This window comes from Pollutimonas harenae, from assembly GCF_004153685.1.
In the GTDB taxonomy this organism is placed as follows: Bacteria; Pseudomonadota; Gammaproteobacteria; order Burkholderiales; family Burkholderiaceae_B; genus Pusillimonas_C; species Pusillimonas_C harenae.
In genome coordinates this window covers 144,223-165,057 of the sequence record NZ_SDQD01000003.1, presented here as the reverse complement: position 1 = coordinate 165,057, position 20,835 = coordinate 144,223, and the positions used below count along the sequence as shown (strand labels likewise).

Genomic DNA, 20,835 nt, shown 5'->3' with positions numbered 1-20,835 from the left:
GCCGCGACCAGGCTGTTTAGAACACCTGAAGTATAAGCGAGGTGTATCCGCTTCCTGGATAGCGTGCCCGGACCGGTACCTGGCCGCTTGCCAACTCGAACCGCTGCGTACAGGCGAGCAATGACTCCATGATCAGCTTGAGCTCCATGCGGGCCAAAGGTGCGCCAGGACACACATGTATGCCAGCGCCGTAGAGCAAATTCAGCGAGGAATCGCGGTCGGGGTGGAATTCGTCGGGATCGCCAAAAACAGTTTCGTCGCGGTTGGCAGAGGCCCAGAGTATGGAGATGCGGTCGCCTGCTTCCAGGTGCCGTCCCCCTAGTGCTACCGGCCGTGTTGCGATGCGCCGATTGGCGATAAGCGGAGCGTGTATACGCAGAATCTCGTCGATGGCAGGAGGCAAAAGCTCTGGCTTTGCGCGCAGTTGGTCTTGCAGTGCGGGGCGAGCGGCCAGATAGTGTGCAAGGATGCCGACCGATGCTGCAATCGTGCTCAGTTCGCCTACCGTCCAGTTGCGCAGAATGCTGATCAACTCAGGGTCGCTCAATGGTCTGCCATTCACCTGCTCGTGCGTCAGCCGGGTCGTGGTGTCGTCCGGAGCTTGGGCTCCAGCCCGGCGTCGCTCGTTGATCAGGGTCAGCATATAGCCGTCGAACTCTTGGGCGACCCGGCTGATGGCGGCGCGGTCTTTGGATAGCGTGGCCTCGTGGTTTTTTCGAATCCAGTTGCGCAACGGTTGATGCAAGGTGGTTGGCCATCCCATGAAAGCGCACTGGACCTCAAGTGCGTAAGGGTGTGCCACTTGCGCCATGATGTCTATCGGGCCTAGGCCCAGGTTGCCCACCAGGTTTTGAGCAATGGCCTCGCAGGCAGGCTTGAAGTCTGCCATAGCTTCGGGGCCGAAATAGGGTTCGATGAGTTGTCTGAAAGACGTATGCTCGGGAGGGTCCATGCCGTTGGGTACAGACACATGTGATGAAACCTGGCTGCTGAAGGTTTCGTGGTCGTTCAGTATGCGTACGGCTTCGGCATGCCTGAAGACGGACCAGTGCAGATATTCGCTGTGGGCGACGGGGCATTGCTTGCGCATGGTGTCGTAGGCGGCGATCTGGTCTTGTAGGGTTTGCTCGTCGCGTGGATCCCAGTCGTAGGCATGAGGACAGACTTGGCTCATTGTGTTTCCGGTTTCTTTTGCTTGGGTAAGCAAGAATAATGCGCCCATGCGAAAGAGCTGGCTTTGACCTGGAGCAGATAAAGGTCAATTAGCACACTGCGAGACTACAAACAGGAAGGGGCTTCCCGAAGGAAGCCCCTAAATCTGGCGCGGCTGGCAGGATTCGAACCCACGACCCCTTGGTTCGTAGCCAAGTACTCTATCCAACTGAGCTACAGCCGCTGCAAAAGAGGCGTAACTATAACATGGAATTTTTTACTTGTCTTGTGACCGGGTTGCCGGTGTGACGGTGGGGGGGCTAGAGAGCGGGGGAACTTGTTGTGTCTATACGACAGTGATCCATCTGTTTTATTTTTTCGAAATATAGGAATTTCCCCTTATATAGAAGCGCAGGGGTTTGTCAGCCCATTCGCCAGCATAGTCGACGCCGACACGGGGTCGTTCGGCAATGTCGATGGGCATGGCGGCGGGATCTTCAGTAATAAATAAGCTGGAGCTGCACAGGTCGTGGCCGTAGTGGCTTTTATCTATGCCCATGGCCTTGCATAATCTGCCTGGTCCACTGGCGTTGACAGTCAGTCCGGATACTGGCTCCAGAGCCCGCAACAATACCGCTGCACCGGTGCCATCGGCCTCGGTAACCACATTCATGCAGTGGTGCATGCCGTAAATCAGGTAAACGTAGACATGCCCGGGCGGGCCAAACATGACTTGCGTGCGGGGTGTGATGCCTTTGGAGGTATGCGCGGCCAGGTCGTGAGGCCCCAAATAGGCCTCGACTTCGACTATCTTTCCAATGAGCTCGCTTCCATTAAATCGGTGCACCAGGAGTTTACCCAGTAATTCGTGGGCTACCAGAGAGGTATCCCTATCGTAAAAGGCGCGTGGAAGTGCTTGCATTTGGTCAAAACAGAAAGTTGTTGTTACTTAATACAAGATAGTCTAAAAAAAACAGTAAAAAGTGGCTGAATATCCTGTTATTCAGTTGACTGTCCTTATCCTTCTCTATACTATACGAATCTAGATTTTCAAGTTCGTTGAAGTTAGTACAATCCAGTACCTGTTGCACAGTACTTTTTTGCTCAAATCTCTACACCTTGACAGTCTTCTATAGGGCATGTCGCTCATTATTTTTAGGGATTGCAAAAATGCAAACAGAAACTGGTATTGTTAAATGGTTCAACAACGAAAAAGGCTTTGGTTTCATCAAGCCTGAGTCGGGTGGCAAAGATTTGTTCGCGCACCACACCGACATCATCGGCACCGGCTTCAAGTCGCTCGAAGAAAACCAACGTGTTTCCTACGTAGCCGCCGAAGGCCAGAAGGGCCCACAAGCCAAGTCTATCCAGGTCATCTAAGCCTGTTCAGATTTTAAAAAAACCCACCGCAATGCGGTGGGTTTTTTATTGCGCGCTCGATAAACAGTGGTGCAGCTGGCTCGGTTATTGCATGTCATCAGGCAAATCGGCTTGATCAAGCATTGCTGCCAGTAGCTCAAGATGGTGGTCTTTTTCGTTGGCAGGCAAAAACGAGGCAAGCAGGCTGTTGCGTGCCAGCTCGGCCAGTTCTTTGCGGCCCAGGTTCAGGTATTCGGCACAAGCAAGATAGTTGTCGGCCACATAGCCGCCAAAATAAGCCGGATCATCAGAGTTCACCGTGACCAGCGCACCCTGCTGCAACATGCGTGCCAGATTGTGCTGCTGCATATCATCAACCACACATAGTTTCAGATTGGACAGAGGGCATACTGTCAGGGGAATGGCGTCGTTGATCAGGCGTTGCATCAGTGCGGGATCCTCTTCGCTACGGACGCCATGGTCTACACGTTCCACCTGCAATAGATCCAATGCGTCGCGCACATAGCTGGCCGGCCCTTCTTCTCCGGCGTGGGCGGTCAGGCGAAATCCCAATTCCTTGCAGCGGGCGTACACCCGGGCGAATTTTTCTGGTGGATTGCCTCGCTCGGCCGAGTCCAGCCCTATAGCTAGCCACAGATCGGCGTATTGTTCGCGCAAGGCCAGGGCTGCGGTCAGGGTGGTCTGCGCCTCTTCTTCGGATAGATGTCGAAGAAAGCTCAGAATCAGATAGCTACTGATACCGGCAGTGTTGCGCATTTCACGCAATGCTCTCGCAATGCCTGAAAATACTGTTTGAATGGAAACACCGCGCTGTGTATGAGTTTGAGGGTCGAACATGATTTCCGCGTGGACGATGCCGTCTTGCTGCGCGCGGCGCATATAGGCCATGGTCATGTCATAGAAATCATTTTCCGTAATCAGTACGCTTGCGCCGGCGTAATAAAGATCCAGAAAAGACTGCAGGTCTTCGAATTGGTATGCCGCACGTAATGCGTCTATGGACGCGTAGGGCAAGGCGATGCCGTTGCGCTGGGCTAGCTGGAATATCAGCTCGGGTTCCAGCGTACCTTCGATGTGTAGGTGCAACTCCGCCTTGGGCAATCGCTGGATAAAGTCGAGAAGTGTTGGGGTGGAAGGGTTGTCAGACATGGTTTTTTGTAGGCCTAGGGTAATTACCAGCTTCGATCTGTGATCACAGTTGTCTAGTATCTAGTATTTGATTGGCTCAATATAAGGTAAATCCATGAAGGTTGCAGTGATTGGCGCCGGGCTTATTGGCCAGGCTTGGGCTATTGTGTTCGCGCGCGGTGGGTGTCAGGTGCGATTGTGGGATGGTGATTCTGCGGCATTGGCGCGTGCGCTGAAGCTGCTTGAGCAACAAGTCCATGAACTTGAAAACAAACAGCTTTTAAGTGACGCGGCAAGTGTGCTTGCACGGGTTCAAACCGTGTCCAGCCTTGAGGAAGCGCTGGATGGTGCCGGCTACGTTCAGGAAAATCTGCCTGAAAGACTGGAGGTAAAGCAAGAAATCTTTGCAGCCATGGATCGCCTGAGTCTTCCCGATACGCCACTGGCAAGTTCAACGTCCAGTATTCCGGCTTCGGCCTTTACAGAGGATTTGCCTGGCCGGCATCGTTGCTTGGTCTCGCACCCCGTCAATCCACCCTATCTGATTCCTGTCGTGGAGTTGTGCGGTGCGCCCTGGACCGATGCCGCAACCCTGGAGCGCACCAGGGGCTTGATGGAAAAAGTGGGCCAGAAACCGGTGACTTTGCATAAGGAACTGCAAGGATTTGTGCTGAATCGCTTGCAGGGTGCATTGCTGCGCGAGGCTTTTCGCCTGGTGGAGAGCGGCTGTGTCAGCGCCGAGGATCTGGACGTGACAGTCAAGGACGGCCTGGGGCTGCGATGGTCGTTTATGGGGCCATTCGAAACCATCGACTTGAATGCGCCGGATGGCGTGCAAGACTATTGCACACGCTATGGCGGCATGTACGAATCGATTGCTCAGGAACAGACCGGCACAGAGCCCTGGTCTGCCGAGCTGGTCGCTGATGTCGATCAGCAGCGGCGCGCTCTGTTGCCTGGTTCCGAGTTGTTGAATCGGCGCATATGGCGCGACGAGCGCTTGATGGCATTGCTGCTGCATAAAAAGCAAGTAGATACTGCTGATTTGAAATAAGGCCAGCATCCGGTTCACGCCGGCAACAGGAGGGGATATGTTCGATCTGTCAGGTCAGGTGGCTTTGGTCACCGGCTCGTCGCGAGGTATAGGTTATGCCGCAGCCAGAGCACTGGGGCTTCAGGGTGCAACTGTTGTCTTGAATGGTCGCAGCGCAAATACGCTGGACGCTGCAGCGGCGGCACTGCAAGAGGAAGGTGTCAAGGTGCAGATTGCACCCTTTGATATTCTCGACATAGACCAGTCCATTGCCGCTGTCGATGCAGTGCGCGATAGTCTGGGAAAGATCGATATTTTATTTTCGAACGCAGGCATACAGCATCGTGAGCCTTTACTGTCTTTTCCGCAGCAGGAGTTCGAACGTATTATTTCCGGCAACCTGACTGCCCAATGGGCCTTGGGCCGGCACATTGCAGTTGGCATGGCGAAGCAGGGTTACGGACGCATCATCTTCACCGGATCCATCACTGCCATACGAGGCAAGCCGCAAATAACAGCTTATACGGCGGCCAAAGCCGCCTTGCACGGTATGGTCAGGCAATGGGCGGCGGAGCTGTCCGAGGCCGGCATTACGGTCAACGCCATTGCCCCAGGCTATGTGGCTACTGAATTGACTCGTAACCTATGGGGCGACGAAGCCTTCAATACCTGGCTACAAGAGCGGGTCCCGCAAAAGAAATGGGGCGAGCCTGACGATATTGCTTCTGCAGTGGTATTCATGGCGGCGCGTGAATCCCGCTTTGTGACGGGGCAGGTGCTGGCGGTGGATGGTGGTCTGTCATCTTGCATGATGTAGGCTGAAGCAAGGCCGTCCGTCCGCATGAATGCCGGCGTATCGCGTATTATTCGGCCATGACCAAAAACGTCCGCCGCAGCACGATTGCCGATGTGGCACGCCAGGCCGGTGTGTCCAAGGCTACGGTGTCGCGCTTTCTCAATCATCGAGATACCTTGCTCTCGCCTGAAATAGCCCGTCGGGTCGAAGCCGCCATCGCTCAGCTGGGCTATTCGCCCAGTCCTATGGCGCAGGCCCTGAAGCGAGGACGCTCACGCCTGATAGGCCTGGTTGTGGCCGACATTACCAATCCTTTTTCCGTTGCGGTACTGCGTGGCGCCGAGCAGGCCTGTCGCGAAGCGGGCTATCTGGTGATGCTGTTCAACATGGGTAACGAAGGAGACCGCGAAAGCGCCGGTTTGCAAGCCCTCTCGTCTTATAAGGTTGAAGGTTTCATATTGAATACCACGGGGCACGATCCGGGCGCGGCACTAGAGGCGGCCAGACAGGGCAAGCCCATTGTGCTCGTCGATAGACGCCATGAGGGGCTGAATGTCGATTTTGTTTCGCTCGACAACCAACACGCCATTGCACTCAGTTGTCGGCATTTGCTGGGCGCCGGATATCGCGAGCTGATGCTGATAACCGAGCCCCTGGACAAGGTGAGTGCCCGCATAGAACGCAAACAGGCCTTTCATGATTTTGTCCAGACCCATGCGGACGAAGTATCGGGATGCGATGTTGAAGCGCAGGACCAGACCGGACTGATCGAAGCCCTGAAAGCTTTGCGGGGCCGGGCGGCCGTTGCGACAACGGGCTGTCCGGGAGGCGGTGTACCGGCTGTCATTGCAGCCAATGCAGTCGTCACATTGCGTGTGATTGAAGCCGTTGCGCAATTGGGCTGGCGTTTGGGCCACGAGATCGGGTTGCTGGGTATTGATGATACGCCGTGGGCGCCTTATATCGGACCTGGCATCAGTACTGTGGCCCAGCCTACGACCGAACTGGGCCGCCTCACCGCTCACTGTCTGATACAGCGTTTGCAAGGCTTGGATGGACCCGCCAGGCAAATGTTGTTGAAAGGCAAGCTCATGGTCCGTGGTTCGACGCGTACAGGCCGGGGGGCAGAGCCGGCTTAGCGCTTATCTGCCTTGCTTTACCGCGAGGCCAGACATGTCTGAAAAATGGCCAAAAACTGTTTTTGGCCAACTACTGATATAATTTTCCGCTATTTATACTGAGTTATGAAACCGGTTTCATTGGCAGCAGCCAGCTTTTACCTAGCCCGATACATGGATTCATGCCTTGCAGTAGGTATTTGTTCTAGTGCGGTATGCTTGGCTCGCCGGCAACACTCAAGGTTCAGATAACGTGAATTACACCTTTCAATTTGGTCCGGTTTTCGACGCCTGGCCTTTGCTGCTACGTGGCACCTGGATGACGATCCAGTTGTCCTTTATGGCAATGCTGCTGGGGTTGCTGCTGGCTATTGTTTGTGCCTGGGGCAAAACGGCGGGGCCGACGCCGCTGCGCTGGCTGATCAAGATCTATATTGAAGTCATACGCAATACGCCGTTCCTGATTCAACTGTTCTTCTTTTTCTTTGCGTTGCCCGCGATAGGCGTGCGTTGGTCGCCTTATACGGCGGCCTTGATTGCCATGGTATTCAACCTGGGCGCATACGCCACAGAGATTGTACGTGCCGGCATTGAATCCATACCCAAAGGTCAGATTGAAGCCGGGCTGGCTTTGAATCTATCGCGGCTGGAGGTTTTCCGCTTTGTGGTGCTCAAGCCGGCCTTGAAAGCCATTTATCCCGCCCTGACCAGCCAGTTCATTCTGCTGATGCTGGCTTCCAGCGTGGTATCGGTGATTTCCGCCGACGACCTGACGTCTGTAGCGGCCAATCTGCAGTCCGAAACTTTTCGCAGCTTTGAAATCTATATTGTGGTCACAGGCATTTATCTGCTGCTGACCTTGGCTTTCACGTTGGTGTTCCGCATGGTTTACCAGTGGGGCCTCAACTACCCGGACCGTCGATAATGCGTACTTTTGGCTATTCCGATTTTTGGTTCATTCTTGAAGCCGCGCAATGGACGATAGCGCTATCCCTGATGGCTTTTGTTGGCGGCGGCATTGTGGGATTGATCATCGCGCTGTCGCGCACCAGCGATAGCAAGCTGGCACAATCCCTGTCCATGGGATTCATTCAGCTGTTTCGCGGTACGCCGCTGCTGCTGCAATTATTTCTGGTATTTTTTGGTGCCCCGGTCATAGGCCTGGACATCAACCCGTGGTTAGCTGCGGCAGTGGCCCTGACACTGAACAGCGGCGCCTTCCTGGGTGAAATCTGGCGTGGCTGCATCCAGGCAATTCCACGTGGCCAATGGGAGGCCGCCGAAGCATTGGGCCTGAACTATCGTCACAAAATGCGCGATGTCGTACTGCCGCAGGCCCTGAAAATTGCTGTGCCACCAACGGTGGGCTATTTGGTCCAGATTGTCAAAGGCACTTCGCTGGCGGCAATTATTGGGTTCACTGAGTTGACCCGTGCCGGTCAAATCATCAATAACGCCACTTTTCAGCCCATGGTGGTGTTTACCGTCGTTGCCGTTATCTACTTTTTTCTGTGCTGGCCGCTTTCCATGCTGGCTTCGTACATGGAAAGACGTCTTGCCCTGTCGCTGGCGCGATAGGTAAGTCCGTTCGGTTTTTCTCAATTTTTTAGTCCAACCCGGAGACACGATATGTTTTTGACTAAGAAGATTCGCCACGTTGCTGGCGCCGCCCTGTTGGCCACTTGCACCGTATTCGCGCTGGGTAGCAGCGCCGCCGTAGCTGAAACCATCGATCAGGTGAAAGAAAAGGGCGAGCTTACCGTCGGTATGCTGGTCGATTTTCCTCCTTATGGCATTTTGAACACCGAGAACAAGCCCGATGGCTATGACGCCGATGTAGCGCGCCAACTGGCCAAGGACCTGGGCGTCAAGGTCAATATTGTTCCCGTCACCGGCCCCAACCGTATCCCTTTCCTGCTGACCAATAAAGTTGATATGTTGGTGGCTTCGCTGGCTATCACTCCCGAGCGCGCCAAGCAGGTTCAGTTTTCTGATCCTTACTCTGCCGCACAGATTGTCATGTTCGGTGGCAAAGACACCAAAATCGCCAAGCCTGAAGACCTTTCGGGTCTGCGCATAGGCGTTGCGCGTGCCAGTACGCAAGATATTGCGGTGACCAAGGTAGCCCCCAAAGATGCCAACATCCGTCGCTTCGATGATGACGCGTCTGCCATGCAGGCCTTGCTTTCCGGTCAGGTTGATGCCATTGGATGCTCCACGACGGTAGCCGGACAAATCGCCAAGCGCGCTCCTGATCGTTTCGAAAACAAATTCGTATTGCTGCAGCAGGAAATGGCTGTTGCCATGCGTCCTGGCGAGCCCAACACGCTTAAGGCCGTTAATGATGCCGTTCAGAAAAACATCGAGAACGGTGAATTCAGCAAGCTATTCGAAAAATGGCTGGGCTCACCGCTGCCTGAGCTGAGCAAATCCTGATAGGCAAGAGTTATTCATCATGACTGACACGCAGACGACACCGGCTGCCGATCACGCACATCGTCCCGCCAAGCTTGGCGGGACGATTATCGAGATCCAGGCGCTCAATAAGTGGTACGACCAGTTCCACGTCTTGACCGATATTGACTTGACCGTTGCTGCCGGTGAACGCATCGTCATTTGCGGGCCGTCCGGCTCGGGAAAGTCCACTCTTATCCGGTGCATCAATGGCCTGGAGAAAATACAGAAGGGACGTATTGTCGTTGACGGTATCGACCTGACGGCCAAGGCTGGAAATATCGACGCGATCCGGCAGGAAGTCGGCATGGTGTTTCAGCAATTCAACCTGTTTCCGCACATGACGGTGTTGCAGAACTGCATGCTGGCGCCCATGCGCTCTCGTGGGATCAGCAAGGTTGAAGCTGAAGCGCTGGCCGTGAAGTATCTTGAGCGGGTACGGATAGGCGATCAAGCCCATAAGTATCCCAGCCAGCTTTCGGGTGGACAGCAACAGCGTGTGGCCATTGCGCGTGCCTTGTGCATGACGCCCAAGGTCATGCTGTTCGATGAGCCGACCTCGGCACTTGATCCCGAAATGGTCAAGGAAGTGCTGGACACCATGATCAGTCTGGCCGATGACGGCATGACCATGCTGTGTGTAACGCACGAAATGGGTTTTGCACGCAGCGTGGCCGACCGGGTGATTTTCATGGCTGATGGCACCATCATCGAGCAGTCGCCACCCGAGCAATTTTTCAGCAACCCTACGCATGAAAAAACGCGCAAATTTCTGGGCCAGATTCTGAATCACTGATATGTCATCACCACAGCAGGTGTTTGTCTCCCTGGGGTCTTTTGGCGCTGCCGAAGTCAGCCGTCACGGCCAGAATTGGTTTGTGCGTTTATGCCACGATGCCGGCGCCGACGGCGTCGAGATCCGCGGCGAATTGCTGACCGGGGCTGATGACGAACTGCCCATGCTTGCCGCCAATGTGCGGGGCCTGGGCCTTGCCTGCGTCTATTCAAGTCCTGACATGCTGTGGGACAGCCAAGGCAAGCTGGTGGAAAAACATCTGGAAAATGGATTGTCTGCCGCTAGAACGCTAGGTTCCAGCGTGCTGAAGATGTCCATAGGCGGCTTCAAGCCAGAGGCGTCGGCCAATACGTTGCGGCATCTGGCGGCATGCCTGGCCGGGCAGAGCGTTGAGCTGCTGATTGAAAATGACCAGACTGAGACCGCCGGAACATTGACTGCGCTGCAACGATTCTTCAGTAGCGCAGACGAGGCGGGGCTTAAACTGGGCATGACTTTCGATATGGGCAACTGGCACTGGAATGGCGAGTGTCCCCTGCAGGCGGCCGAGGCTTTTTCCGAGCGTGTACGCTACGTTCATTGCAAAGGCGTGCAGCGTCAGCCTGCCCGGTGGGTCGCCGTTCCTGTTGTGGAGTCCGCTGCGCCATGGCGAGCCTTATTGCGGGCCATGCCCCGGAGTCTGCCGCGTGCCATCGAATATCCATTGGCCGGCGATGACTTATTAAGTATTACGCGTAACGCGATCCGGCAGTTGCGCTCTTTGGAGACGAGTTAAGTGACTCAGGCATTGGATGTAGTGACCTTTGGCGAAGCCATGATGCTGCTGGTCGCGGATCAGCCTGGTCCGCTGGAGCAGGTTCAGGGGTTTATCAAGCGTACGGCAGGCGCCGAAACCAACGTGGCCATCGGTCTGGCACGCTTGGGTGTCAAAGTGGGTTGGGCCAGTCGTCTGGGTGCGGACTCTATGGCGCGTTATCTGCTGGCCACCATGGAAGCCGAAGGCATCGATTGCTCCCATGTGGTGTGCGATGCGCAGCAACGCACCGGCTTTCAGATCAAAGGCAGAGTAACTGACGGCAGTGACCCGCCGGTTGAATACCACCGCAAGGGTTCGGCAGCCAGCCAGATGAGGGTCGCTGATATCGATGAAGCCTGGCTGTGCAGCGCACGCCATCTTCACAGCACAGGCGTATTTCCCGCGATTTCCGAAAATTGCTATCAGGTTGCGGCCAAGACCATGAAATTGATGCGGGCTGCCGGCAAAACGGTATCTTTCGATCCGAATTTGCGTCCCAGCTTATGGCCATCCACCGAAAGCATGCGCGATGGCATCAATGCCTTGGCTTTTTCCGCCAACTGGCTGTTCCCAGGCATAGCAGAAGGGCGCTTGTTGACTGGCCTGGATACGCCTGAGGATATTGCGCGCTATTATCGTGATCAGGGTGTAGGCCTAGTAGTGATCAAGCTGGGCGCCGACGGCGCGTACTTTGATTCGGGCGACGAGCAAGGTTATGTGGCTGGTGTTCCGGTACAGACGGTCATCGATACCGTGGGTGCGGGCGATGGCTTTGCTGCTGGTGTGATGAGTGCCTTGCTTGAAGGCAAGCCTTTGCGTGCTGCCGTTAAGCGGGGCGCCTGGATAGGTGCGCGGGCCGTTCAGGTCGTAGGTGATACCGAAGGTCTGCCTACCCGTCAGGAACTGGAGCAAGCGGGTCTATGAGCCGGAAACAGGTCCTGGTTTACCGCGAGCTTCCCGTCGACCAGCTGGCGCGCATTCGGCTGGAGCACGATGTCGTGGTGGCGAATCCGCGGATTGCAGGTCAGCAGCAGGCTTTTCTTGATGCGCTGCCTGATGCGCAAGGCATGATAGGTTCCAGCTACACGATTGATGAGGCCTTGCTGGCACAAACGCGCCGGCTGGAAGTGATCTCCAGCATATCGGTTGGTGTCGACAAGTTTGATCTTCCCGCTTTGCAACGACAGGGTATTGCCTTGTGCCATACTCCCGGTGTGCTGACCGACACGGTTGCTGATCTGATTTTCACGATGGTGCTGGCAAGCAGCCGGCGCATTCTGGAATTGGGCCGCTATGTGCAGCAGGGGCGCTGGAAGCGCAGCATAGCCGATGACCAATTCGGCTGGGATGTGCACGGAAAAACACTGGGCATATTGGGATACGGCCGTATTGGCCGTGCCGTGGCGCAGCGTGCAGCCATGGGCTTCAATATGCCGGTGCTCTACCACACTCGCACACCGGTGCCGAGTGGGCTGCCTGAAGGCAAGGCGCATGCCGCCAGCCTGCATGAAGTTCTGGAACAGTCGGATTTTGTCGTAGTGGTGTTGCCGCTGACCGGCCAAACGCTAGGGTTGATTGGCCCTGAAGAGTTTGCCTTGATGAAGCCTGGCGCGATACTAATCAATGGCGGGCGTGGACCTGTTGTTCAGGAGGAGGCCCTGCTGGATGCCCTGGATCGTGGAACGCTGCGTGCAGCGGGACTGGACGTTTTTGAAGTCGAACCCTTACCCGCTGATTCGCCACTGATTGACCACCCCAAAGTACTGGCGTTGCCACACGTAGGTTCGGCAACGCATGAAACACGCTTGGCCATGTCGAATATGGCCACCAGCAACTTGCTACTGGCTTTGCAAGGTAGGCAGCCGCTGGCTGCCTACCTGCCGGGCACAAATAAATAAGCGCCTATCAGCGGATTTCGCAGGCCTGCTTTGCCAATTGGGTGATGACCTCCCATTGCTGGCCCAGGACGGCTTCCGGGGGGGTCAACCATGAGCCACCCACACACTTCACATTGGACAAAGCCAGATACTTTGCAGCATTGCCGGCGTTGATGCCACCCGTTGGGCAGAATACGATGTCGGGCAGCGGCCCTTGCAAGGCCTTCAGTAGAGCAACACCACCCACCGCTTCGGCAGGGAATAGTTTTTGTACGGTAAAGCCTTGGTCGGCCGCGTACATGGATTCGGATGCTGTGGCCACGCCGGGCAAGAAGGGCAGGCCAGTTGCCTGAACGGCTGCGGCAATGTCGGCGGTAAGCCCCGGGCTGACGCCAAAGCGGGCACCTGCCTTCACGGCTGCATCCCATTGCCTGGCGTTACGTATAGTGCCCACGCCTACCAGTGCTTCAGGCACTTCCTGACTGATGGCGGTGATGGCCTGCAAGGCAGCATCTGAACGCAGGGTGATCTCGAGGCTGCGTACGCCGCCAGCCACCAGCGCCTGTGCCAGTTCGACGGCAGTATCAATATTCTGAATGACAATAACCGGCATGACCGGGCTTTGTTCGAGTAACTCAAGAGCGTTCATTAATTTCTCGTTGTAGGAAAAGGGGGGCAGAGGCAGGGTCAGGACCGGTAGGCGGCCACTGCAACCATAGCCCAGGCAATCAGGAAGGCCGCTCCGCCGATAGGGGTGATGGCGCCCAGCCATTTTGTATTGGTCAGGACCAGGGCGTATAGGCTGCCGCTGAAAATCAATATACCGGCAAACATCACGCTGCCGGACAGGTTGAGCAGTGGCGAACCCAGGCGGGTTCCCAGAGCGGCAATGGCCAGCATGCCCAGACCGTGTATCAGCTGGTACAGCACCGCCGTTTGCCACACGGACAGCATGTCGGGTGTGATGATGCGTTTCAGTCCGTGTGCACCGAAGGCGCCGGCTCCGACGCCCACCAGCAAGGTCAGGGCTGCAACAATAATCAGTTGGCGATCGGTCATGGTTTTTCCAGTGTCATCGAAACAAAATGGCGTGCAAACAAGAGCCGGCCAGCGGGTATGCCGGCAAGCCATAACTTTAACCCATCACGCAGGTGTCGGGCTGTCACGACGATGCATGGTGCTATGATGATTTCAGGTCTTTCTGAATGCCGCCAGAGCGGCATGCGAGGTGCATCATGGGCTGGACGACACACGAGGTCACCAACCAGGTTCCTGAGCTTGGCGACTACAACCTGTATTCGAGCGACATCGCCCTGCAAGAGGGTGTCAGGCGAGAAGGAGGACAGTCTCGCGAAGACGCGCTGCTGCACTATGGCGAGCGCCTGGGCAAGACGGAAACCTTCGCCATGGCCCACGAGGCCAACCGCCACAGACCCGAACTTGAATCCTACGACAGGCAGGGCCATCGGGTCGACCGTGTCCGCTTTCACCCGGCCTGGCACCGTTTCTTGCGCATGGCTTTTCTGGAGGGCATGCACGCCAGTGCGTGGTCTGCGCCAGGAAAAGGGGCCCATGTGGCGCGCGCCGCTATCTATCTGATGCACGGTCAGCTTGAAGCAGGCTCTTTATGCCCGGTTACCATGACATCGGCCGCTATTCCCGTGCTCAAGCAAGAGCCATGGTTCGATACGCTCGCTCCTTTGCTCTACTCAACGCGGTATGACGAGCGCGATCTGCCCTTGGCGGATAAAACTTCAATGATGGTTGGCATGGGTATGACCGAGAAGCAGGGTGGATCCGACTTGCGCAGCAACACAACGCGTGCTGTCCCGTTGGGAACAGGTGGTCGCGGCATGCCCTATCGCCTGACAGGCCACAAATGGTTTTTTTCCTCGCCAACCTCCGATGCACATCTGGTGCTTGCCGGCCATGATGAGGTGTTTTCCTGCTTTTATGTGCCCCGCTGGCTCGATGACGGAAGCAGGAACAGCGTGCATATACAGCGCCTGAAGAACAAGATGGGCAATGCATCCAATGCCAGTGCCGAGGTAGAGTTTCAGGATGCCACAGGGGTTTTGGTCGGTGAGGCGGGGCGGGGCATCGCCACACTGGTCGAGATGGCTTCATATACCCGTCTGGATTGTGTGCTGGGCAGTGCAGCCTTGTTGCGCCAGGGGTTGGTGCAGGCTTTGCACCATGCGCGTTATCGGGTGGCCTTTGGACGCCTATTGAACGAACAGCCGCTCATGCAAAGTGTGCTGATGGACCTTAGCCTGGAAAGCGAGGCGGCCACCATATTGGCCCTGCGTCTTGCCCGCGCGTTCGACGATACCGACAACGATCCGCTAGAACTGGCTTATCGCCGTCTGCTGACACCTGCGGCAAAGTTCTGGATTTGCAAGCGGACGATTGCCGCGCTGGGTGAGTGCATGGAGGTTTGGGGTGGCAATGGCTATATAGAAGACGCCCCGATGGCCAGGCTTTATCGCGAAGCACCAGTCAATTCCATCTGGGAGGGTTCGGGCAATGTCATGTGCCTGGATGTGTTGCGCGGGCTAAAACGCCATCCCGAACTGGCCGTCGTCCTGCTAGACAGCCTAGAGAGCGACTGCGCCGACGAGCCTGTCCTTAAACAGCGTGTTGCCAGTTTGCTGTCCCTGCTGACTCTGGCAGGGCCGGATCAAGAAGCGGCGGCCCGATATATTGCCCAAGAACTGGTCCTTCTGGTTCAGGCCAGCCTTTTGCGGCGGCACGCGCCTCTGGCACTGGCCGATGCCTTCATCCACAGCCGCTTCCAGCTGGCAGGGCGTGTGTACGGTGCGCTGCCGGCGCCGCTGGCCCTGCGTACTGTGCTTGAGCGTAGTTGGCCTGTGTAAGCGTCTGAGTTCAGTCGAACCAAGTTCACATCCGGATAAACCACCTTTTGCCAGGACACGCTACCACCTATAATCGTTGCGCCGCGTAGCGGTAAAGCTTTCTCTTATCCATAGACCGGAGTACAAGTGAATAGAGTAACGAATACGTTGGTACGCCGGCTGGTTGATGCCCTGATGGGGCGTCGTTGGGCTCAGCTATTGCTTGCTGCTGTTGCGCTGGTGCTCGCGGCGCTGGGCTGGTTACCCAATCCAGGCTCCAACACCCAGGTGCAAGCTAGCGCCGCCGCCGAAGATGGAGCATCGTTCAAGCTGACGGGGCGCGTAGTGCGTGTAGCCGACGGCGACACCTTCACCATGCTTATCAATGGCAAACAAGAACGCATACGCATGTCCAGCATCGATGCACCCGAAGTTACCAAAGACCGCGAGCGCCCAGGCCAGCCTATGGCACAGGCCTCACGCGATGCCCTGACAAGGTTGATCAGCGGCAAAACCATCTCGGTACAGTGTTTTGAGCAAGATCGCTATGAGCGAAATATTTGCGATGTGCCGCTGGACGATGGCATGACGGCCAATCAGAAACAGGTGCAGGCCGGCATGGCCTGGGCCAATATGGAAAAACGCGGAAAATTCATGCGGGACTCCAAACTGCCCGACCTCGAACAGCAGGCCCGCGGCAAACGCCTGGGTATCTGGCAAGAAGGCAAACCCGTTCAGCCTTGGGTCTGGCGTTATCAATGCTGGCAGAAGCAACAGTGCTAGGACTATGGCGTTTTGTTTCCAGTCTGCTGGGTGCACTGCTGGTGTCGGTGTTGCTGGCTGCTTGCTCGCGCAGTCCGGTCAATAGCCCCTACGAGCAGGCGCAACTACAGGAAAATATCCTGTACACGGCGTTTACACAGCGCTCGCCCAAATACCTGGATCCGGCCAGTTCCTATTCGGCCGACGAAACGCCTTTTACCTATTCCATTTATGAGCCCTTGTATGGGTATCATTATCTGGCTCGTCCCTACAAGCTGATACCCAGGGCGGCAGCGGCTATCGACCCGCCTGTCTATCTGGATGACGAAGGCAATCGCTTGCCGGATGACGTGCCGGGCGCGCAAGTGGCCGTCAGTGTGTACGATGTGCGTATCAAGCCAGACATCTTGTTTCAGCCACATCCCGCCTTTGCCCGTAGCGCTTCGGGTGAATACGCTTATTGGCCGTTGTCACCTGAAATCCTGCAGGGCAAGTACAGCATTACCGATTTCGAGCTTACGGGTACGCGCGAGCTTGTTGCCGATGACTATGTCTATGCTTTCCGCCGTCTGGCCAGTCCACGTGTGGTTTCCCCCATATACGGCGTGATGGCCTCGCACATCGTCGGTTTGCGTGAGTACGGTGACCGGCTGAAGCAAGCCGACCAAGCGCTGCGCCAGCAAGAGGGCAGCGATGCCAGACGTGGCTGGCTTGATCTGCGACAGATAGGCTTTGATGGTGTGCAGGCCATTGATGACCACACTTTGCGGATCAAGGTCAAAGGCAAGTACCCTCAGTTCAAATATTGGCTGGCCATGACTTTTACGGCGCCTGTCCCCTGGGAGGCCGACCGCTTCTATCATCAGCCCGGCATGGCCGAGCATAATTTTTCTTTGAATACCTGGCCTGTGGGCACCGGCCCCTACATGATGGCCGAATCGATTGTTAACCGTCGCCATGTGCTGGCGCGCAATCCCAATTTCCGTGGCGAACCTTATCCTTGCGTAGGTGAACCCGAAGATCGGGCAGCTGGCCTGCTGGACGATTGCGGCAAGCTCACTCCATTTGTCGATCGCATCGTATTTTCCCTGGAAAAGGAGAGCGTCCCCCTGATGGGCAAGTTTCTTCAGGGCTATTACGATCTGCCGCAAGCGGATCGCGGCGAGTACGGTGTGGCCATGAGGGTGGCTGCGGGCGACTCTGCTGAAAAAGCGGCACTCTATAAAGATCATGGCCTGATTCTTCGCAGTACGACGGAAGCGCAACAGTATTACTTGGGTTTTAACTGGCTGGACCCCGTCGTGGGTTTGGGCGACACGCCCGAGCAGCAAGAAAAAAACCGCAAGCTCAGGCAAGCCATCAGTATTGCCTTTAATTGGGAGCAGTATGTTTCGATCTTCCTGAACGATGAGGGGCAGGTAGCACATGGTCCGGTGCCTCCTGGAGTCTTGGGCTACCAGAAGCTGCCGGCAGGCTATAACAGCCAGGTTTATGAGCTTCAGGATGGCCGTGTCGTGCGGCGCCCGTTGGACGATGCCAAGCGCCTGCTGGCTGAAGCAGGCTACCCGGGCGGCAGGGATGCCAAAACAGGAAAACCGCTGATCCTGCATTATGATTCCGCCGGGGGTATGGGCTCCAGTGCCACGCTCGACTGGATGCGCCGGCAATTGGCGAACATCAATGTCCAGCTTGAAGTGCGGGCTACCGATTACAACCGCTTCCAGGACAAGATGCGTAATGGTAGCGCGCAAATGTATATGTGGGGCTGGGTCGCTGACTATCCCGATGCCGAGAATTTTCTGTTTCTGTTGTACGGGCCTAATGCCAAGGCAGACAACGGTGGCGAGAACGCATCGAATTACAAGAATCCGGAGTATGACCGGCTATTCGAGCAGATGCGTTTTCTGGATGATGGGCCCGAAAAGGAGGCGCTGGTGCACAAAATGGTTGCCATTGTTCAGCATGATGCGCCCTGGATGTTTGGCTATTTTCCCAAATCAGGTGGCGCATACCAGGCGTGGGTAGGCAATGCCAAGCCTACGCAGATGGTGCGCAACACTCTCCAGTATTACCGCATCGACGCCGACATACGTGCACAAAAGATCAAGGCCTGGAATGTTCCCGTCTGGTGGCCATTATGGGTGCTGGCTGCCTTGTTGGTGCTGGGGGCGGGCCTGGCCTGGCGTATGGCACGAATCCGCGACCGTGCAACGGCTTTGGACCGGAATAATTCTGTGAGACGCCCATGATTCGCTACATTTTTCGTCGGCTGCTCTATGGCGTCCTGATACTGATAGGAGTCAATTTACTGACCTTTGTTCTATTTTTTGCTGTCAATACGCCTGACGATATGGCTCGTTTGTCCATAGGTGGACAGCGTGTGAGTCAAAGTGCCATCGATCGCTGGAAGGCTGAAAGAGGCTACGACAAACCGCTGTTCATCAATACCGAAGCCGATGGTACGGCCAAATGGACGGATACCATCTTCTATAACCGATCCATTCCTTTACTGCGTTTCGATTTCGGTTTTTCCGATGAGGGCCGCGACATAAGCCATGAAATCAGCCAGCGCATGGGCCCCAGCCTGGCATTGGCTTTGCCAACCTTCATCATGGGCTTGTTCGCCTGCATTGCCTTTGCGTTGCTGCTGGTTTTTTTCAAAGGGACCAGGCTGGATTTTGCGGGAGTGGTCATTTGCGTGGTGATGCTGTCCATCTCGGGCCTGTTTTACATCATTGCGGGACAGTGGCTTTTCGCGAAAGTGCTGCGATGGGTACCCTATTCAGGTTTTATCGACGGCTGGGAAAGTTGGCGATTCCTGGTACTTCCAATATTCGTCAGCATTATTTCGGGTCTGGGGGCACAAACGCGCTTTTACCGTACCCTGTTTCTGGAAGAGGCTGGCAAGGATTACGTGCGCACCGCACGCGCCAAGGGTTTGTCCGAGCGCCTGGTACTGTTCCGGCACATTTTGCGCAATGCCATGCTGCCCATTCTTACAGGTACCGTGTCGGCCATACCACTGCTGTTCATGGGCAGTCTGATTTCTGAGTCTTTTTTTGGCATTCCCGGTCTGGGCAGCTACACCATCGATGCCATCAATGCACAAGATTTCTCCATTGTCCGTGCCATGGTATTTCTGGGGTCGGCCTTATATATCGTGGGTCTGATATTGGCTGACATTTCGTACACACTAGCTGATCCGCGGATCCGGTTCGAGTAAGGCCATGCCAAAATTCGTCTTTCTGTGGACCGATGTCTTTGTCTTGCTGCTGGTGCTTGCACTGGTGGCCTATATATTTCGTGTAAGCCGTAGCGCCTCCTTACGTTCGGCCTGGCGCAGCGTGGGCCAGACGCCTTCGGCCATGTGCGCTGCCGTAGTCCTGGCATTTTTTGTAGCGTTGGGTGTGCTTGATTCCGTGCACTATCGCCCCTTGCTGCCGCCGGTGGCCGGCCACACCGCGGCAGCGCAAGCCGAACCAAGCTATTCACCGGTGTTGCGTTCGGCACTTGATGATTTGCTGACTTTGACGCAGTTGGCTGCACGTGAAAACACCTACTCGGCACCGCTGGCAATACGTCAGTTCACCAAAGAGACTGAAATCATCGACGGGCAGCCTGTCAGGGATTTTCCGCGTCTGAAGCATGCCGGTTTGTTGCTGCAGGACGAGGCTGACCATAAAGCGGATGTCTACCGTCGCGGTGCGCAGGGTGCTGCCGTGGGTTTGGTGCTTTCCTTGCTGACAGCAGGTTTATTGACCTTGTTCCAGGCCAGGCGAGGTGACGGATGGGGACGGGCATGGCAAGCGTGGTGGCGTGGCGAGTCAGGTGTGCCGTGGCGTCCGATGTGGATCACCCTGAGTCTGATTTTGCTGCTGGCATCCCTGGCCGTGTCGATCGGTGCCAATTACCATGTACTGGGTACCGACCGGACGGGTAACGATGTCTTGTGGCAATGCCTCAAAAGCGTGCGTACAGCGCTGGTGATCGGCACCTTGACCACCGTTGCGATGCTGCCACCGGCGCTTGTGTTCGGAATTGCCGCCGGATACTTCAAGGGCCGTGTCGATGACATTATTCAGTACATCTACACCACGCTGACCTCCATACCGGGTGTCCTGCTTATTGCTGCTTGCGTGCTGATGATGCAGGTTTATATCGACAACAATCCCGGACTGTTCGACACAGTGGCTGCCAGGGCAGACCTGCGTTTGTTCCTCCTGTGCCTGATTCTTGGTCTGACTGGGTGGGCTGGCCTGTGCCGTCTGCTGCGCGCTGAAACCTTGAAGTTGCGCGAGCTGGAATATGTTCAGGCCGCGCGTGCGTTTGGTGTAGGGCATGTCCGCATCATGCGCCGCCACCTTTTACCCAATTTGATGCATATCGTGCTGATTACGCTGGTGCTGGAGTTTTCCAGCCTGGTGCTGTACGAGGCAGTCCTGTCTTACCTGGGTATCGGTGTGGACCCCAGCATGCCCTCATTCGGAACCATGATCGATGCAGCCCGCCTGGAAATGTCACGCGATCCCATGATTTGGTGGAATTTGCTCGGTGCCTTCGTCTTCTTGTTGGCCCTGGTGCTGTCGGCCAATATATTTGCCGATGCCGTACAAGATGCTTTCGATCCCCGCATGCGCCGGTTCAGAACGCGACGCGCGACTGTCGTCGAGGAGGCACGTCCGTGAGTC

21 protein-coding genes and 1 tRNA gene are annotated in these 20,835 nt (G+C 56.0%); 16 read left to right on the top strand and 6 right to left on the bottom strand.

What is annotated here, in order from left to right; translation table 11 throughout:
- Positions 1-16: 16 nt before the first annotated feature.
- The 3 genes from ERD84_RS13495 to ERD84_RS13485 all read right to left on the bottom strand — a co-directional run bounded on the left by ERD84_RS13495 (position 17) and on the right by ERD84_RS13485 (position 2,074).
- Complete coding sequence (locus ERD84_RS13495; protein ID WP_130040193.1) at positions 17-1,174, bottom strand: cytochrome P450; 1,158 nt, start codon at positions 1,172-1,174, stop codon at positions 17-19.
- Between the two features lie 145 nt (positions 1,175-1,319).
- Positions 1,320-1,396 (bottom strand) — tRNA-Arg (locus ERD84_RS13490).
- Positions 1,397-1,522: 126 nt separating this feature from the next.
- Positions 1,523-2,074 carry a DNA-3-methyladenine glycosylase gene (locus tag ERD84_RS13485; protein WP_130040192.1) on the bottom strand — a complete coding sequence of 184 codons (552 nt, stop codon included), beginning with the start codon at positions 2,072-2,074 and terminating at the stop codon, positions 1,523-1,525.
- Positions 2,075-2,322: 248 nt separating this feature from the next.
- On the opposite strand from ERD84_RS13485, the gene ERD84_RS13480 reads away from it, so the two are divergent.
- Complete coding sequence (locus tag ERD84_RS13480; RefSeq protein ID WP_013741470.1) at positions 2,323-2,532, top strand: cold-shock protein; 210 nt, start codon at positions 2,323-2,325, stop codon at positions 2,530-2,532.
- A gap of 84 nt (positions 2,533-2,616) precedes the next feature.
- Here ERD84_RS13480 and ERD84_RS13475 read toward each other — a convergent pair whose 3' ends face one another.
- Positions 2,617-3,681 (bottom strand): adenosine deaminase, encoded by a 1,065-nt coding sequence (locus tag ERD84_RS13475; RefSeq protein ID WP_130040191.1) that lies wholly within the window; start codon positions 3,679-3,681, stop codon positions 2,617-2,619.
- Between the two features lie 94 nt (positions 3,682-3,775).
- Here ERD84_RS13475 and ERD84_RS13470 point away from each other — a divergent pair, with 94 nt between their 5' ends.
- The 10 genes from ERD84_RS13470 (at position 3,776) to ERD84_RS13425 (ending at position 12,551) form a co-directional block, all read left to right on the top strand.
- The gene (locus ERD84_RS13470; RefSeq protein WP_130040190.1) at positions 3,776-4,714 is read left to right on the top strand and encodes a 3-hydroxyacyl-CoA dehydrogenase; all 939 of its coding nucleotides are present in this window, start codon (positions 3,776-3,778) and stop codon (positions 4,712-4,714) included.
- Between the two features lie 37 nt (positions 4,715-4,751).
- Positions 4,752-5,510, top strand: a complete 759-nt coding sequence (locus tag ERD84_RS13465) for an SDR family NAD(P)-dependent oxidoreductase (RefSeq protein WP_130040189.1) — start codon at positions 4,752-4,754, stop codon at positions 5,508-5,510.
- Between the two features lie 56 nt (positions 5,511-5,566).
- Positions 5,567-6,628 carry a LacI family DNA-binding transcriptional regulator gene (locus ERD84_RS13460; protein WP_130040188.1) on the top strand — a complete coding sequence of 354 codons (1,062 nt, stop codon included), beginning with the start codon at positions 5,567-5,569 and terminating at the stop codon, positions 6,626-6,628.
- Between the two features lie 232 nt (positions 6,629-6,860).
- Complete coding sequence (locus ERD84_RS13455; protein ID WP_130040187.1) at positions 6,861-7,532, top strand: amino acid ABC transporter permease; 672 nt, start codon at positions 6,861-6,863, stop codon at positions 7,530-7,532.
- Positions 7,532-8,185: an amino acid ABC transporter permease gene (locus ERD84_RS13450; RefSeq protein ID WP_130040186.1), complete on the top strand. Its 654-nt coding sequence runs from the start codon at positions 7,532-7,534 to the stop codon at positions 8,183-8,185. The genes ERD84_RS13455 and ERD84_RS13450 overlap by 1 nt, the downstream gene beginning before the upstream one ends.
- A 51-nt stretch (positions 8,186-8,236) precedes the next feature.
- The gene (locus tag ERD84_RS13445) at positions 8,237-9,043 is read left to right on the top strand and encodes a transporter substrate-binding domain-containing protein (protein ID WP_130040185.1); all 807 of its coding nucleotides are present in this window, start codon (positions 8,237-8,239) and stop codon (positions 9,041-9,043) included.
- Positions 9,044-9,062: 19 nt separating this feature from the next.
- Complete coding sequence (locus ERD84_RS13440; RefSeq protein WP_257215269.1) at positions 9,063-9,857, top strand: amino acid ABC transporter ATP-binding protein; 795 nt, start codon at positions 9,063-9,065, stop codon at positions 9,855-9,857.
- Between the two features lies 1 nt (position 9,858).
- On the top strand, positions 9,859-10,632 hold the full coding sequence (locus tag ERD84_RS13435) for a sugar phosphate isomerase/epimerase family protein (RefSeq protein WP_130040184.1): 774 nt from the start codon (positions 9,859-9,861) through the stop codon (positions 10,630-10,632).
- Entirely contained in the window at positions 10,633-11,577 is a 945-nt protein-coding gene (locus tag ERD84_RS13430; protein WP_130040183.1) for a sugar kinase, read from the top strand.
- A complete protein-coding gene (locus ERD84_RS13425; RefSeq protein ID WP_130040182.1) occupies positions 11,574-12,551 on the top strand; it encodes a 2-hydroxyacid dehydrogenase in 978 nt (325 codons plus the stop codon). The genes ERD84_RS13430 and ERD84_RS13425 overlap by 4 nt, the downstream gene beginning before the upstream one ends.
- A gap of 7 nt (positions 12,552-12,558) precedes the next feature.
- Here the strand turns inward: ERD84_RS13425 and eda are convergent, their stop codons facing one another.
- Both eda and ERD84_RS13415 read right to left on the bottom strand, forming a co-directional pair.
- Entirely contained in the window at positions 12,559-13,179 is a 621-nt protein-coding gene (eda, locus tag ERD84_RS13420) for a bifunctional 4-hydroxy-2-oxoglutarate aldolase/2-dehydro-3-deoxy-phosphogluconate aldolase (RefSeq protein ID WP_130040181.1), read from the bottom strand.
- A gap of 38 nt (positions 13,180-13,217) precedes the next feature.
- Positions 13,218-13,589, bottom strand: coding sequence for a DUF423 domain-containing protein (locus ERD84_RS13415; RefSeq protein WP_130040180.1), 372 nt, complete (start codon positions 13,587-13,589; stop codon positions 13,218-13,220).
- Positions 13,590-13,765: 176 nt separating this feature from the next.
- Between ERD84_RS13415 and ERD84_RS13410 the strand changes: the two genes are divergently transcribed.
- From ERD84_RS13410 to ERD84_RS13390, 5 genes are all read left to right on the top strand, one after another.
- Positions 13,766-15,406: an isovaleryl-CoA dehydrogenase gene (locus ERD84_RS13410; protein ID WP_130040179.1), complete on the top strand. Its 1,641-nt coding sequence runs from the start codon at positions 13,766-13,768 to the stop codon at positions 15,404-15,406.
- Between the two features lie 126 nt (positions 15,407-15,532).
- Positions 15,533-16,168, top strand: a complete 636-nt coding sequence (locus ERD84_RS13405) for a thermonuclease family protein (protein ID WP_245150701.1) — start codon at positions 15,533-15,535, stop codon at positions 16,166-16,168.
- Positions 16,162-18,396: an ABC transporter substrate-binding protein gene (locus tag ERD84_RS13400; RefSeq protein ID WP_371743180.1), complete on the top strand. Its 2,235-nt coding sequence runs from the start codon at positions 16,162-16,164 to the stop codon at positions 18,394-18,396. Before ERD84_RS13405 ends, ERD84_RS13400 begins: the two co-directional genes overlap by 7 nt.
- Complete coding sequence (locus ERD84_RS13395; RefSeq protein WP_130040177.1) at positions 18,393-19,370, top strand: ABC transporter permease; 978 nt, start codon at positions 18,393-18,395, stop codon at positions 19,368-19,370. Before ERD84_RS13400 ends, ERD84_RS13395 begins: the two co-directional genes overlap by 4 nt.
- A gap of 4 nt (positions 19,371-19,374) precedes the next feature.
- Complete coding sequence (locus ERD84_RS13390) at positions 19,375-20,832, top strand: ABC transporter permease (RefSeq protein WP_130040176.1); 1,458 nt, start codon at positions 19,375-19,377, stop codon at positions 20,830-20,832.
- Positions 20,833-20,835 lie beyond the last annotated feature (3 nt).